The organism is Pseudomonas fluorescens (assembly GCF_001307155.1).
Classification (GTDB): domain Bacteria; phylum Pseudomonadota; class Gammaproteobacteria; order Pseudomonadales; family Pseudomonadaceae; genus Aquipseudomonas; species Aquipseudomonas helvetica.
This window is the reverse complement of the sequence record NZ_CP012830.1, coordinates 2,086,280-2,101,143: the sequence shown is the minus strand read 5'-3', so window position 1 is coordinate 2,101,143 and position 14,864 is coordinate 2,086,280. Positions and strand designations below refer to the sequence as shown.

The window sequence follows — 14,864 nt, the reverse complement described above, 5'->3', positions numbered from 1 at the left end:
TTCACATGTTTCCTTGACGGTAATTGCTCTTTTGAGGGGCAATGATCTTGAAGTACCGTCGCTCATATTCAAGAACTTGCGCATTTTTGGTGTAGTACTTATGCCTTGTCAAGGTAAGCTATTATCCTGTGCGACAGATGTGAGGTGCTTAACAACCCGCGCGACCGGTGGGTCGAGGCGGGCACTTATGCAGGTTTTTTGTCACGCAAGCCGGTTAAGATCAGCAATCATGCTGGTTGAAAGGCGTTTTCGACGTTGTTTGCAAGGTATGTCGGCGAGAGTCACTCGGGCGTAGGCCCTCACTCGCCTGCGCGCAAAGTGTTCAGCAAGGAGGCAAGATGTCGCTGTGTTTGACTATCACTAGTTATCACAAGATTACCCCAGGTCAGTGCTCTGAAAAATCCATGGACCGGGGCATGATGGCAATTGGCCGCAATTCTGATAATGACTGGGTATTGCCTGACCCTCAGCGCCTTATTTCCGGCAAACATTGCGTTATTCAATACAAAGATGGCCGCTACTATTTAACCGATAACAGCACTAATGGTGTGGAATTGGTCAAGGCCGGCATTCGTCTGCGTAAGGGAAACAGCGAGCCGTTGCAGGATGGCGAAGTTATCCGTATCGGTGATTATGACATCCAGGTGCGCATTGATTTCAGTCTGCCGGTGACTGACAGCAACCCCTTTGCCGATTCGTCCAACAGCTTCGAGGCCCTGATGGGGCACCAGGGCGCTGCTGCGAATACGCCGACGTCGTTGCCCATAACACCGCCCGCACATTTCCAGGGCGGGTCGGCCATGGACACAGTGTCGGACCTTTTCGACTTCCTGTCCCCGACCAGCGTCCCGCCTGCCACCCAGCCCGACCATGTCCCGGCCGAGCAGCATGACTTCCGCCCACCGACCCCGATTCCCAACCCAGCGCCCGTGGCGGTGCCTGTACCGTTGGCGTCGGCCTCGGTGATTCCGGAAGATTGGGACCTGTTCAGCGATAAGTCTGCGCCGGTTACGGTTGCCCCGCTGCCTGTCGCCCCCTTGCCTGTTGCAGAGGTTACGCCGTCACCCGCGCCTCAAATCAGCACACCGATCGCGCCGGCACCCCTGCATGAACCGCCCGTGGCCATCGTCGAACGCGAGGTCAATCCGGTCAGCCCGGCCGACAATGCTCAACCCGACCTGTTGCAAGCCTTCCTGCGCGGCGCAGGTCTGGATCAGTTGCGCCTGGACAAGGCCCAGGCCGAAGCGCAGATGGAAAGCATCGGCCGCAGTTATCGACTGATGGTCGAAGGCCTGATCGATGTCTTGCGCGCCCGCAGTAGCCTCAAGGGCGAGTTCCGCATTCAGCAGACGATGATTCAACCCGTGGAAAACAACCCGCTGAAATTCGCTCCCAACGTCGATGAAGCCATGCTGTTGCTGCTGCGCCACAGCAGTCAGGCGTTCATGGCGCCGGACCTGGCGGTGCGCGATAGCTTCGACGACTTGCGTGCCCACCAATTGGCGGTGATGGCCGGTGTGGAAGCAGCGATCAAGCATCTGCTGGCGCGCTTCGAGCCGGCGCAACTGGAAGAGCGCATGGGCAAGCCCGGTGGCCTGTCGAGCCTTTTCAATGGCTCGCGACAGGCCCAGTACTGGCAGCAGTTCACCGAGCTCTACAGCAAGATTTCCCGCGAGGCCCAAGAGGATTTCCAGGACCTGTTCGGTCGGGAATTCAGCCGTGCCTACGAAGAGCACAGTACAAGGCCGCGCCGCGGCTGAGCACCGACTCATAACGCGATACATAGCAACGAACGGAACAATGGATAGCTGAAACGTCATTGAGGACGCAGGATGATTCACAGGTTTTTACTCGCAGTTGCCACCGCGCTTCTGCTGACCGCGTGTGCGAAGGATACGGCCAAACCCCAGCCCGAAGTGGCTGAGGCCGAGGCCGACACCGCCGCCGTCGAGTTGCACTTCCACGCCATCGCCGGGCTCAACCCCGGTAGCACCGGCCAGCCGGCCCCGGTCCGGGTGCGCATTTTCGAATTGAAAAATGCCGCCACCTTCGGCCGTTCCGATTATTTCGCCCTGGCTGAACGGGCCCAGGCGACGCTCGGCGCTGATCTGCTCGACCAGGACGAAGTGCTGGTCGAGCCCGGCCAGCAATTGAGCTTGCAACGCGACCTCGACCCAGCCACCCGCCACATCGGTGTGCTGGTGGGGTATCGCGAACTGGATCAGGCGCAGTGGCGCACGGTGTTGAATGTCCCGCCGCGCCAATACACCGAATACCAGATCAGCCTCGATGTGCGCGCCGTGCGCAGCGCCGTCGTTGTTCCCCCATCCAGCCCTGCCCAATAAGCAATCGGAGCCCCCATGTCCTGGAACAATCGCGTGGTCTGGTCGGAAGGCATGTTCATTGGAACGCAGCACTTCCAGCAGCATGACCGTTATCTGGAAAACCTCATCGACGCCCGAAGCCGCCCGTTGTCGGCCGGCGCCTGGGGTTTTTCCGAATTGCTGATTGATCAGGGTCTGTTGGCCCAGGGCAAACTGGCAATCATCTCGGCGCGGGGCCTGTTGCCGGACGGCACGCCATTCAACATTCCTCAGGATGACCTGGCGCCGAGCCCGCTGAATGTCGATGCCGACCTGCGCGATGGCCTGGTGTACCTGGCCTTGCCGCTCAAGCGTGCCGGAGCGCGTGACACCGTTGATGAAGGCGAAACCCCGGGCGCTGCGCGCTACGTGAGCCAGGTGCGCGAAGTACGGGACGACAACGCGCCGTTTGAAAACCGTGCGCCGGTGGCAGTGGCTTCCAGGGCGCTGCGATTGTTGATTGCCGAGGATGGCATCAGCGACTACGCCGCCATCGGCCTGGTGCGAATCAAAGAGAAGCGCGCCGACCGCGCCCTGGTGCTCGACGACACTTACATCCCACCGCTGATGGATGTATCCGCCTCCAAACCCCTGGCCGCGTTTCGCAGCGAACTGCTGGGCCTGCTTCATCAACGCGGCGAAGCCCTCGCCGGGCGGGTGGTCGCTTCCGGTGCCGGCGGTGCCTCGGAAATTGCCGACTTCATGCTGCTGCAACTGGTCAACCGCGCTCAGCCGTTGATCCAGCATTTGAGCCAGTTGAGCCCGTTGCACCCCGAGCGGTTCTACAGCGAGTTGGTGAGCCTGGCCGGTGAGTTTTCGACCTTTACCGCTTCCGGGCGGCGACCGCAGGAAAACCCGCAGTACCAGCACGACAACCTGGCGCTGAGTTTTGCGCCGGTGATGCAAGCCCTGCGCGAGGCGCTGTCGATGCTGATCGACAGTAAGGCCACGCCGATTCCGATCGTCGAAAAAGCCTACGGCATTCATGTGGCAATGCTGGCTGACAAGGCCCTGCTCGACAGCGCCAGTTTCATCCTGGTGGTGCGCGCCGACGTGCCTGCCGAGACCCTGCGCAGCCACTTCGGCCAACAGAGCAAGGTCGGCTCGGTGGAGCACATCCGCAACCTGGTCAACCTGCAATTGCCGGGCATCGGCCTGCTGCCGCTGCCGGTGGCGCCACGGCAGATCCCGTATCACGCAGGCTCCACCTATTACGAACTCGACCGGGGCAGCGAGCATTGGCAGCAACTGGCCAACTCCGGAGGATTTGCGTTCTACATCGCGGGGCAATTCCCGGGGCTGGACCTGGCTTTCTGGGCGATCCGAGGATAAACCGCAATGAACAACGACGATCGTACCCAGTTCATGCCGACACCCGGAGGCCGTGGCGCCGACCCGGCCCGCCCGGATCCTGGTCGCGCCCAGTCCGCGCCGCTTTCGATGCCGGCCGCGCCGGTGTTGACCGGTAAAGCGGAAGGTCTCAACCCTCTGGAGAGCGCCGCGGGCCCGCTGCTGGCTTTGATGAGCCGCTTGCGCAACACCATTGCCCACCCGGCGCCGGCGAGCCTGCGGGCGCAATTACTGGCCTACCTGCGCCAGTTCGAGGAACGCGCCGAGGCCGCCGGTGTGGTGCGCAACGATGTGTTGCTGGCCCGTTACGCCCTGTGTACTGCGCTGGATGAAGCGGTGTTGAGTACGCCGTGGGGCGGCAGCAGCGACTGGGGCAAGCAAAGTTTGCTGATCACCGTGCATAACGAAGCCAAGGGCGGCGAGAAGGTGTTCCAGCTCTTGGAGCATTGCCTGCAAAGCCCCCGCGAACGTTTGTATCTGCTGGAGCTGTTGTACCTGTGCATGTGTCTGGGTTTCGAAGGGCGTTATCGGGTCATCAACGACGGTCGCAGCCAACTGGAGGCCTTGCGTGAACGCACCAGTGCGGTCATCCGCAGCGCCCGTGGCGACTATGAGCGTGAACTGTCGCCCCATTGGCGCGGCGTCGCCGTGGCCCGCGACCGGCTGGCGCAATTCATGCCGCCATGGATCGCCGTGGCCATCGGCGTGGCATTGCTGCTGGCACTGCTGTTCGGCCTGCGCTTGAAACTGGCCGCCGATGCCGAGCCGGTGTTTAAAAATATCCATGCCCTGGGCGAGATCCCGGTGCAGGCGATCGACCGCCCGGTGGTGCAACCGAAACTGATCGAGCGCCCCCGTCTGGCGGGCTTCCTTGCCGATGAAATCAAGGCCGGTCGGGTGGCTGTGGAAGATGCCGTTGATCGTTCCGTGGTGACCATCCGTGGCGATGAGCTGTTCGCTTCGGGCAGCGCCAGCATCGTCGACAATTTCCAGCCACTGATGCTGCGCATCGCCGAGGCCATTCGCATGGTCAAGGGCCAGGTCCGGGTGACGGGGCACAGTGACAATCGCCCGATTGCCACCCTGCGGTTTCCATCGAACTGGGCCTTGTCCGAGGCACGGGCCACTTCGGTGCTGCAAATCCTTTCGGCCAAGACCGGCCAGCCCGAGCGCTTCAGCGCCGAAGGCCGCAGCGACACCGAGCCGCTGGCCTCGAACGCTACGACAGAGGGCCGCGCACGCAATCGTCGGGTCGAAATCACAGTATTGGCGGAGGGGGTCGAGTGAAGGCGTTTTTGAGTTTTATCGTCCGCTGGGTCATTCCGTTGCTGGGGCTGATAGCCCTGAGCCTGATCATCTGGTTTATCGGGCCGCTGCTCGAATTCCTGGTGCCCGAAGGCCGGCGCTGGGCGCTGATCATTCTGGTGTTCTCGGTGTGGATCGCCTACCGGGTGTTTCGCATCATTCAGGCCCGCCGTCAGGCCGCCGAAGTCATGCGCAGCCTGGCAGCGCAAACCCCACCCGACCCGACCAGCATCGCCACCGCGCAAGAGCTCGAAACCCTGCGCCAGCGCATGGACGAAGCCTTGGCGCTGTTGAAGAAAGCCAAGCTGGGCGGTGATGAGCGTCGCAATCTCTACGAACTCCCTTGGTACGTGATCATCGGCCCGCCGGGTTCGGGCAAGACCACTGCGCTGGTCAATTCCGGGCTGCATTTCCCGTTGGCGGCGCAGTTGGGCGCCGGGGCGGTACGCGGCGTCGGTGGCACGCGCAATTGCGATTGGTGGTTTACCGATCAGGCCGTACTGCTCGACACCGCCGGGCGCTATACCACCCAGGACAGTGATGCGACGGTGGATAAAGCTGCGTGGCTGGGCTTTCTCGGCCTGTTGAAAAAGCAGCGGGCCCGTCGTCCGATCGACGGCGCGTTTATCGCCATCAGCCTTTCCGATCTGCTGCTGGGCAGCGACGCCGAGCGCGCCGCTCATGCCGCCGCGATCCGCCTGCGTATCCAGGAGTTGTACACCCAACTGGGCGTGCGTTTTCCGATCTACCTGATGCTGACCAAACTCGATCTGGTGCCGGGGTTCATGGAGTATTTCGATACCCTGAGCAAGGAAGAGCGGACCCAGGTCTGGGGTATGACCTTTGCCCTGGATGACGGTAAAAGCAATGACAGCCCGCTGGCCCATCTGCAAAGCGAATTCGCCGGCCTGGAACAGCGCCTCAACGATCGTTTAGTGGAGCGTTTGCAACAGGAACGCGACCCGGCGCGGCGCGAGTTGATCTACGGCTTCGCGCAACAGTTCGGCGCGTTGAAGGATTGCCTGCAAAGCTTCCTTGAGGGCGTATTCAAACCCAACGCCTTTGAAGAGCGGGTGCTGTTGCGCGGGGTGTATTTCACCAGCGGTACCCAGGAAGGCAGCCCGATTGACCGGCTGATCGGCTCCATGGCCCAGAGCATGAACCTGGACCGCCAACATCTGGCGCGCCAGAACGGCACCGGGCGCAGTTACTTCATCGAAAAGCTCTTCAGCGCCGTGGCTTTTGCCGAGCGTGGGCTGGTGGGGGTGAACCCGAAAGTCGAACGTCGGCGCAAGTGGATCACTCGGGGTGTGCTGGCCTCGACGGTGGCCCTGGTGCTGGTGGTCGGGACCTTGTGGGTGGTCAGCTACCGCGCCAACCAGGCGTATATCGCGCAAGTCGATCAGAAAGTCGTGCCCCTGGGCCAGACCGTGCAAAACCTCAGCCCGGCCCAGCGGGACGTGCTCGCCGTATTGCCGTTGCTCAACGCGGTGAAGCACCTGGCCGGCGACGCACCGAGCTGGGCCGAAGGCCTGGGCCTGTATCAGGGCGACATGCTTGAAGCCGAGTCCGGCAGCGTCTATCGCAAGCTGTTGATCGCGGTCTTTGCGCCACGCTTGCTCACGCGCATCGAAGAGCAACTGCATGGCGGCGGCAATTCGGACTTCCTTTATGAAGGTTTGAAGGCCTACCTGATGCTCGCCGACAGCGAGCATTACGATGCCGACTTCATCAAAGCGTGGATCGCCCTGGACTGGGACCGCAATCTGCCGCGCGACTTGCCGTCCGAGCAGCGTATGGCCCTGGCGGAGCACTTGCAGGCCCTGTTCGAGCGCCATCCGCCCACTGCACGTCTGGACCCGCGCCTGATCGACGACCTGCGTCGGCAACTGCAACAACTGCCGGTGGCCCAGCGTGTCTACGACCGGGTCAAGCGGCAGAAACTGCCGGACGGCATCCCGGACTTTCGTATCAGCGAAGCGGCCGGGCGCGATGCGGCGCTGGTGTTCAGCCGCAAGAGCGGCAAGCCGTTGGGCGAACCCTTGAGCGGCTTCTTCACCGCCAAGGGTTATCGCCAAGGGTTTTTGCTCACCAGCCTGAACCAGACCGGCACCCTGGCTGAGGAGCAGTGGGTGCTCGGTCGCGACCAGGCAGAACAGCAGAACGTCGCCAGCCTGGCCGCCGACGTGCGTCGCCTGTATTTCCAGGATTACCAGCGCCAGTGGGACGCCTTGCTGGCTGATATCGACTTCGTGCCGATCACCAGCGTAGCCCAGGCCGCCGATGTGCTGAGGGTGATTTCCGGCCCGACCTCGCCGTTGAAAAAACTGCTGGTGGCGGTGGCGAAGGAAACCGATCTGCAACAGGAAGAACGCCTGCTGGCCGCCAAGGGTGCGCCGGTGGACGGCGGGGTCGACAAGCTCAAGGAGCGCCTGGGCACCTTGCTCGGACATGAGCAGGCGACGCAAAACGCACCGGTGTCCAGCGAAGATCCCATCACCGCGCATTTTGCTGAACTCAACAGCATCGTCAGCAAAAACGAAGGCGAGCCGGCGGTCATCGACGGCCTGCTGGCCGACATGAATGCGTTGTATGTGCAGGTCAGCGCCATGGTCGGCGCCAGCGGCGACGCCTTGCTTGGCGAAGCCAAGAACCAGGCCGCAGCGGCCGCGACACGGGTCAGCCTCAACGCCGAGCGTCAACCGGCGTTGGTGCAAGGGCTGGTCAAGTCGGTGGTCAACTCCACCACCAACACCATGATGGGCGGGGTACGCAATCAACTGAATGCGGCCTGGACCAGCGAAGTGCTGAACGTCTATCGCCAATCCCTGGCCGGGCGTTATCCGATGTCGCCAGGCAGTGCGCGAGACGCGACTCTCGACGACTTCGGCCAGTTCTTCGGCGTGGGCGGGGTGATGGACAACTACTTCCGCAAGTACCTGCAGCCGTATGTGGATACCTCGACCCAGGCCTGGCGCTGGCAACCGGGCGCCGCGCAGAAGCTCGGCATCGCCCCGGGCGTGCTGCAAACCTTCCAGCGGGCAGCGACCATCCGGGATGCATTTTTCCGTTCCGGCGGCACCCAGCCGATGGTGCGCTTCGAACTCAAACCCGTGGCGATGGACGCCAGCATCACCCAGTTTTTACTTGACCTCGATGGCCAGCAATTGAGCTACGACCACGGCCCGAGCCGTCCGACCGCCATGCAATGGCCCAACGCCGGCAGCATCGGCGTGGTGCGGATCTCGATCATGCCGCCCTCGGCCAGTGGTCGGTCCGGCATCACCCTGGATGGCCCCTGGGCCTGGTTCCGTCTGTTGGAGCAATCAGACCTGACCGCCGGCAACTCGCCGGATCGCTTCAATCTGCGGCTGCGGGTCGACGGCGCCAGCGCCTCTTACGAGCTGCGGGCCAACAGCGCCTTCAACCCGTTCAAGAGCCGTGTGCTTAGTGGTTTCAGCCTGCCGGAGCGGTTATGACCACTCCGGGTTTCTATGGAAAGTTGGCCAGTCGCGGGGACTTTGTCAGCCGTGGCTTGCCGCAGAGTTTTATCGGCCCCTGGGATTCGTGGCTGGCGGCGGGTCTGCTCGCCAGCCAGACCAGCCTCGGGGACCGTTGGCTGGACGCCTATCTGGTCAGTCCGCTGTGGCGCTTTATGGTCGGGGCCGGTGTATGTGGGCCGCAGGCCGCCGTTGGCGTGGTGATGCCGAGCATCGATCGAGTGGGCCGGTATTTTCCGCTGACCGTCGCGGTGCTGCTGGATCACGACGCTGACCCAGCGTCGGTGGTGGGCAGTTCGGATGTCTGGTTTGAACAGGTTGAGCAATTGCTGTTGAGCACGTTGAGCGTGGAGGCAAGCTTCGAAGCCTTCGGTGCAGGCCTTACGACGCTGGGCAGTCCGGCGTGCCTGCCACGCACGCCAAGCAGTCGTTTTGCCGGCCTGCATCGCTTTGATGCCACCGACCCAAAGGCGCGAATGACTGCGCTTGCCGAACAAGCCTGCGAAGGCGCCAGTCTGTGGTGGGGCCAGGGTTCGGAGCGTATCGCCCCCGCTTTATTGCGGTGTCAGGGACTGCCTGTCGCCGCCGATTTTGCGCAATTTTTGCTCGGCCAAGAAGGTGTTGTGTAGATGCGTCCAAGCGCTGGAAAGACGTTCAAGTCTGCAAGCAAGAGCCATGTCGGTATGGTCCGCCAGGTGAATGAAGACGCTTGCCTGGACCTGCCGGAAAACGGCCTGTGGGTGGTCGCCGATGGCATGGGCGGGCATGCGGCGGGCGACTACGTCAGCAGTCTGATCGTCGACAGCGTGCGCAGCATTGCCGTGGGCCGATCGCTGGACGAATACTCCGCAGCGCTGAAAAACGACCTGCTGCGGGTCAACGCTGCCGTGCGCGAAGAAACCGCCAACCGTGGCGTGACCATGATGGGCAGCACTGTGGTGTTGCTGGCGACGCGTGACTTGCGCGGGGTGTGTCTGTGGGCGGGCGATAGCCGCTTGTATCGCCTGCGTGACGGCCTGCTCGAAGGCATCTCGCGGGACCACAGTTACGTTCAGGATTTGCAGGACAGCGGCTTGCTCAGCGAAGCCGAGGCCCGCGTGCATCCACGGGCCAATATCGTCACCCGCGCCATCGGGGTCGATGCGCAACTGGACTTGGCGATGGTTGAGCTGCTGTTGATGCCCGGCGACAGTTACCTGTTGTGCAGCGACGGGCTGAACAAGACCGTCGAGGACCATGAGATCGCCGAGGTACTGAACCACGACGAGCCCGGGGAAATCGCCAGCAGCCTGGTGTCCCTGGGCCTGATGCGCGGCGCTCCGGACAACATCACCGTCATCGTCGTGAAGGTGCCTTCATGAACCCCACGGTGAACATTCTGATCCCGGGCTACGACATCGACGGTGAGATCGGCGAAGGCGCCATGGCCAGCGTTTACCTGGCGACCCAGCGCTCGCTGGAGCGCAAGGTGGCATTGAAAATCATGGCCGCCGCGCTGGCGGCCGACCCGAGCTTCTGCGAGCGCTTCCTGCGAGAAGGCAAAACCCTGGCGCGCCTGTCTCACCCGCATACGGTCACCATCCATGACATCGGCAATGTCGGTGAGCTGTATTACATGGCCATGGAATACCTGCCCAACGGCACGCTCAAGGAGCGTATCGCCGCCGGCCTGACGCCGGAGCAGGGTCTGATCTACATCCGCCAGATCGCCTCGGCCCTGGGCTATGCCCATGGGCTGGGGCTGGTTCATCGTGACGTCAAACCAGCGAACATTCTGTTCCGTGCCGATGGCACGGCGGTGCTCTCGGACTTCGGCATCGCCAAGTCCCTGGATGACCGCACTCAGTTCACCCAGGCCGGTTTCGCCGTCGGCACGCCCAGCTACATGAGCCCGGAACAGGCGCGCGGCCAGGACATTGACGGCCGGGCCGACCTTTATGCCCTGGGCGTGGTGCTCTACGAAATCCTCGTCGGCAAACTGCCTTACACCGGCAACGATGCACTCTCCACGGCCTTGGCACATTTGACCGAACCCTTGCCGGAGCTGCCGGTGCACCACGGTCGTTATCAAGAGGTGCTGCGCCAGCTGTTGGCCAAGGATCCAGCCGACCGTTTCCCGGATGCGGCGGCGCTATTGCGGGCGCTGGATAATCTGCCCGGGGAATCGGTTGAAGCAACCACGATCCGCCCGTTGCCGATTCCGACGTCGCTGAAGTCGACCGGCGATGACCTGGCGGGATTGACGCCGGTGTCTATCGACATACCCAGCGGCCCTGTGCAGCCGCAACCCCGCCCCACGCCAACTGCGCCAACCGTGAAGCCGACGCCGCAGTCCTCGATCTCGGAGCCGCGAAAGGGCTCGATGTTCGCACTCGCTGCCGTCGCGGTGGCCGTGGCGCTGGCCTTGGGCGGCGTGGGTTATTGGTGGCTGGGCCGCGAAGCTAAAGTCGATGCCGACGTGAAGCCGCCGCTGGTTTCCGCGCCGCCGACCTCTACACCCCAGGTCAATACGCCGCCCGCCGTGGCGACGATGGAGGTTGATGGCGGTCAGCGTCCGCTGCTGATGGCCGGCAAAAAAACCTTGTTCCAGCGGGTGCTCAGCAAGCCGGGTGCGACGCTCGCCAGCGAAGCGGGGGCGGCGCCTGGCAAGGCCTTGCCGGCGTTTTCCGTGCTTTACGTCTATCAGCGCAAAGAGGTTGATGGCAGCCCTTGGCTGCGTGTCGGCGCGGCGACTGACGGGCGCAGTGACGGCTGGTTACCGGCCGCGCAGGTCAGCGACTGGAAGCAAAGCCTGGTGCTCAAGTTCACCGAACGCTCCGGCCGTGCGCCGGTGATGTTTCTGCGTCAGGCCGGCGACGTGGAGAAGCTGCTGGTCGACCCGTCAGCGGCAAAAAACCTGCTGCTCAAGAGCCAGCAAAACCACGAAGACAATCAACGCGTGTTGGCCCTGGAACCGGCCGCGAGCGCGGTGCCGCAGAACCAGTTTTACCTGTTGCCGATCTTCGATTCGCGCGAGAGCTTCGATGAGAACGGCCAGCCGGTGCAGTTGCTGAACGTGGCGTCCATCGACCCCGGTAGCGCTCCGAAGGCTGCCGCCAGCAACACGCCAATCACTACCGCCAACGCCGACGCATTCCGCACCGCCGTGGTATTGGTGGTCGATACCACTGTGTCCATGCAGCCCTATATCGATCAGGTGCGCGAGGTCGTGCACCAGCTGCAAACCCGCATCGCCGAGCGCGGCGAGCAGGACAGCGTCAGCTTCGGCCTGGTGGGGTTTCGCAACAGCATCAAGAAAACACCGGGTCTGGAATACGTCGCTAAAACCTTGATCACCCTGGAACAGGGGCGCGACCCACAGCGCTTCATGGACATGGCGCGGCAGGTCAAGGCGACCACGGTCTCGAGCCATTCGTTCAACGAAGATGCGTTTGCCGGTGTGATGGAAGCGGTCGAGGGCATGGATTGGTCCGGTTATGGTGGGCGCTTGATTCTGTTGGTCACCGATGCAGGTGCCCTGCGCAAGAACGACCCGTATGCCTCCACACAAATGAACGAGGCCGAAGTGCGTCAGGCTGCGCTAGGCAAGCAGATCAAAATCTACGCCTTGCACTTGCTCAGCGACGCTGGCAAGAAAACCCACGCCGGTGCGCAAAGCCAATATCGCACCCTGACCGCCGACGCCAACCCGCAGATCGGCGACCTGTACATTCCGGTACCGGGCGCCGATGTGCGCAAGTTGGGTGAGCGGGTGGACGAGATCGGTTCGGTGTTTGCCGACCTGGTGCATCAGGTGCGCAGCAACAAGCCGCAAACCGTGCCGCTGCTGAGCGCCGCGCCGAGCCTGACCGACAAATCGGCAGCCGTCGGCTACGCGATGCACATGGACTTCCTGGGGCGTAAAGCCGCCAGTCAGGCGCCACAACTGGTCAGCGCCTGGACCGCCGACCGCGACCTGACCAACTCGGCACTGCCGGCGTTCCAGGTGTGCGTGATGCTGACCAAATTGCAGCTCAACGACTTGCAGCAATCGCTGAAAGTGATCGTCGATGCCGCCCGCAAGACCCAGACCTCGCCGAAGAATTTCTTCCAGGAAATCGCCAGTGCCAGTGCCTACATGAGCCGCGATCCTTCGGCCTTGCGCAAGGGCGGCAACCTGGCCGATGGCGGGGTTCTGGGTGAGTACCTGGAAGGGCTGCCCTACCGCAGCAAGTCGTTGAGCATGACCCAGGACTTGTGGCTTTCCCTGAGCGTGGCCGAGCAGGAAGACTTTATCGACGAGCTGGATTCGAAAATCCGCCTCTATGAAACCTTCCATAACGACTTGGCCAACTGGGTGCGTTTCGGCGATGCCGAGCCGGGTGATGCCTTGTACCGCGTTCCGTTGTCGACGCTGCCGTGATGCTGAACATGAGCGCGGTGCACAAGAGCCGGGGCGCCGGCAGCCAGCGCTACAGCCTGGTGATTCCACGGCTGCAACTGCGTGCCGGTGAACAACTGGCGGTGGTTGGTCCCAGCGGTTGCGGCAAAAGCACATTGCTGGATTTGCTGGCGCTGGTGCTGGCTCCGGATCAGGCCGGGCAGTTTGATTTTGCGCCCGGCCACACCAAGACAGACATCAGCGGGCTGTGGCGCGCAGATGCGCAAAGCGCCTTGGCGGACCTGCGTAGCCGGCACTTGGGCTATGTACTGCAAACCGGTGGCCTGCTGGATTTTCTGGACGTGCGCGGCAACATCGACCTGTCGCGCAAACTGCTCGGTTTGAAAGACGACGGCAGCGTGGATCGTCTGGCCGGGGCGCTGGATATCGCCGATCAACTGGGCAAAAAACCGGGTGACTTGTCCGTCGGCCAACGGCAGCGGGTGAGTTGCGCCCGCGCCCTGGCCCATGGGCCGCGTCTGCTGCTGGCCGATGAACCGACCGCCGCCCTCGATCCGCTGAACGCTGCGCGAGTGATGCAGTTGCTGGTGACCCAGGCCCGCGAACACGGCGTGTGCTGCGTTGTCGCCACCCACGACGAGTCGCTGGCACGCGCCAGCGGCTTGCAGGTGCGGCGCATCAGTTGTCGTCGCGACGTCGATGGCGGTGTCACCGCCACCCTCGGGGAGGCCAGCTGATGCGCAACACGCTAGTGGCTTCCCTGGCCTGGCAGGATTACCGCAACGATGTGTGGCTGTCGGCCTGTTCGGTATTGGCGTTGGTGGCGGTGGTCGCGCCGCTGCTGGTGCTGTTCGGCTTGAAATTCGGCCTGGTCAGCAGTTTGACCGAACGCTTGGAAAACGACCCGGCCACCCGGGAAATCATCCCCCTGGGTGGCGGCCGGTTCAGTGCCACGTTTATCGCACAGTTGAGCCAGCGCAGTGACGTGGCTTTCGCCTTGCCGCGCACCCGACAGATTGCCGCGACGGCGGATCTGACCGCTGGCGCCGCGACGGTGACCGTCGAAATGATCCCCACCGCCGCCAACGACCCCTTGCTCGGCAGTCTTCCGGTGCCCCAAGGGCTGGATCAGGTACTGCTCAGCCAGACCGCCGCGGAAAAGCTCGGGGCCAAGGCCGGTGATTGGCTGGTGGCCAGTGTCGGCCGGCAGGTGGCCGGTCGTGGCGAAGCGCAACGCACTCGCGTCCAGGTGCTGCAGGTTCTGCCGCTGGAAGCCTTCGCCCGGGACGGATTGTTCGCGCCCTTGACGTTACTGGAAGCGGCTGAAGATTACCGGGACGGCCGCGCCGTGCCGGCGTTCGGTTGGCCAGGCGATGCGGTGGGCGTGTCGGAGCAGCGGGTATATCCGGCGTTTCGCCTGTACGCCCGCAGCCTCAAGGATGTCGAGCCGCTGCGCCAGTACTTTGCTGCGCAGAACCTGCTGGTCTCGACCCAGGCCCAGACCATCGCCCAAGTGCAATCGCTGAGCCGCAACCTGTCGATCGTGTTCTGGATCATCGCCGGATTGGCCTTGGCGGGAGCGTTCGCGGCGATTTTTGCCGGCGCGTTGGCGGCGGTCGAGCGCAAACGCCGAGACTTGTCGGTGTTGCGCCTACTGGGGTTTTCCACGGCGGCGTTGCTTTTGTTTGTGGTGTTGCAGGCGCTGTACAGCGCCGGCCTTGCCGCCCTATTGAGTGTCGGGCTGTATGGCCTGGCGCAATCGGGCCTGAACCATCTATTTGTGCAGATGCCAGGCGAGTACGCCAGCCATCTGCTGGCGCGTCACTACGCGTTTGCCATCGTCGCCGTGCTCGGCGTCAGCGCTGTGGCAGCGGCGTGTGGTGGCTGGCGAGTGGCGCGTATCCAGGCGTTTGAAGGAATCCGAGATGTATAAGTTACTGGGCGCCGCCGTGGCGCTGAGCCTGG

The 14,864-nt window shown here is 63.0% G+C and carries 10 protein-coding genes; all 10 read left to right on the top strand.

Annotated features, from left to right (window positions below; genetic code table 11):
• Positions 1–338 precede the first annotated feature (338 nt).
• The 10 genes from tagH (at position 339) to AO353_RS09520 (ending at position 14,832) form a co-directional block, all read left to right on the top strand.
• A complete protein-coding gene (gene tagH / locus AO353_RS09565; RefSeq protein ID WP_054594705.1) occupies positions 339–1,760 on the top strand; it encodes a type VI secretion system-associated FHA domain protein TagH in 1,422 nt (473 codons plus the stop codon).
• A gap of 72 nt (positions 1,761–1,832) precedes the next feature.
• Positions 1,833–2,345, top strand: coding sequence for a type VI secretion system lipoprotein TssJ (gene tssJ, locus AO353_RS09560; RefSeq protein ID WP_054594704.1), 513 nt, complete (start codon positions 1,833–1,835; stop codon positions 2,343–2,345).
• 15 nt (positions 2,346–2,360) lie between these two features.
• Entirely contained in the window at positions 2,361–3,695 is a 1,335-nt protein-coding gene (tssK, locus tag AO353_RS09555) for a type VI secretion system baseplate subunit TssK (RefSeq protein ID WP_054594703.1), read from the top strand.
• Between the two features lie 6 nt (positions 3,696–3,701).
• A complete protein-coding gene (locus AO353_RS09550) occupies positions 3,702–5,000 on the top strand; it encodes a DotU family type VI secretion system protein (RefSeq protein ID WP_054594702.1) in 1,299 nt (432 codons plus the stop codon).
• Positions 4,997–8,497: a type VI secretion system membrane subunit TssM gene (gene tssM / locus AO353_RS09545; protein WP_054594701.1), complete on the top strand. Its 3,501-nt coding sequence runs from the start codon at positions 4,997–4,999 to the stop codon at positions 8,495–8,497. The genes AO353_RS09550 and tssM overlap by 4 nt, the downstream gene beginning before the upstream one ends.
• Positions 8,494–9,147, top strand: a complete 654-nt coding sequence (gene tagF, locus AO353_RS09540) for a type VI secretion system-associated protein TagF (RefSeq protein ID WP_054594700.1) — start codon at positions 8,494–8,496, stop codon at positions 9,145–9,147. Before tssM ends, tagF begins: the two co-directional genes overlap by 4 nt.
• Positions 9,148–9,879, top strand: coding sequence for a PP2C family protein-serine/threonine phosphatase (locus tag AO353_RS09535; protein WP_054594699.1), 732 nt, complete (start codon positions 9,148–9,150; stop codon positions 9,877–9,879).
• Positions 9,876–12,920 carry a serine/threonine-protein kinase gene (locus AO353_RS09530; protein WP_054594698.1) on the top strand — a complete coding sequence of 1,015 codons (3,045 nt, stop codon included), beginning with the start codon at positions 9,876–9,878 and terminating at the stop codon, positions 12,918–12,920. The genes AO353_RS09535 and AO353_RS09530 overlap by 4 nt, the downstream gene beginning before the upstream one ends.
• The gene (locus tag AO353_RS09525; protein WP_054594697.1) at positions 12,920–13,636 is read left to right on the top strand and encodes an ABC transporter ATP-binding protein; all 717 of its coding nucleotides are present in this window, start codon (positions 12,920–12,922) and stop codon (positions 13,634–13,636) included. The genes AO353_RS09530 and AO353_RS09525 overlap by 1 nt, the downstream gene beginning before the upstream one ends.
• The gene (locus tag AO353_RS09520; RefSeq protein ID WP_054594696.1) at positions 13,636–14,832 is read left to right on the top strand and encodes an ABC transporter permease; all 1,197 of its coding nucleotides are present in this window, start codon (positions 13,636–13,638) and stop codon (positions 14,830–14,832) included. Before AO353_RS09525 ends, AO353_RS09520 begins: the two co-directional genes overlap by 1 nt.
• Positions 14,833–14,864: the final 32 nt, after the last annotated feature.

Bases quoted from the DNA above. Each gene is read 5' to 3' on its own strand.
- AO353_RS09525 (WP_054594697.1), top strand. From the start codon at position 12,920: ATGCTGAACATGAGCGCGGTGCACAAGAGCCGGGGCGCCGGCAGCCAG.
- tssK (WP_054594703.1), top strand. From the start codon at position 2,361: ATGTCCTGGAACAATCGCGTGGTCTGGTCGGAAGGCATGTTCATTGGA.
- tagF (WP_054594700.1), top strand. From the start codon at position 8,494: ATGACCACTCCGGGTTTCTATGGAAAGTTGGCCAGTCGCGGGGACTTT.
- AO353_RS09535 (WP_054594699.1), top strand. From the start codon at position 9,148: ATGCGTCCAAGCGCTGGAAAGACGTTCAAGTCTGCAAGCAAGAGCCAT.
- AO353_RS09550 (WP_054594702.1), top strand. From the start codon at position 3,702: ATGAACAACGACGATCGTACCCAGTTCATGCCGACACCCGGAGGCCGT.
- tagH (WP_054594705.1), top strand. From the start codon at position 339: ATGTCGCTGTGTTTGACTATCACTAGTTATCACAAGATTACCCCAGGT.
- AO353_RS09520 (WP_054594696.1), top strand. From the start codon at position 13,636: ATGCGCAACACGCTAGTGGCTTCCCTGGCCTGGCAGGATTACCGCAAC.
- tssJ (WP_054594704.1), top strand. From the start codon at position 1,833: ATGATTCACAGGTTTTTACTCGCAGTTGCCACCGCGCTTCTGCTGACC.
- AO353_RS09530 (WP_054594698.1), top strand. From the start codon at position 9,876: ATGAACCCCACGGTGAACATTCTGATCCCGGGCTACGACATCGACGGT.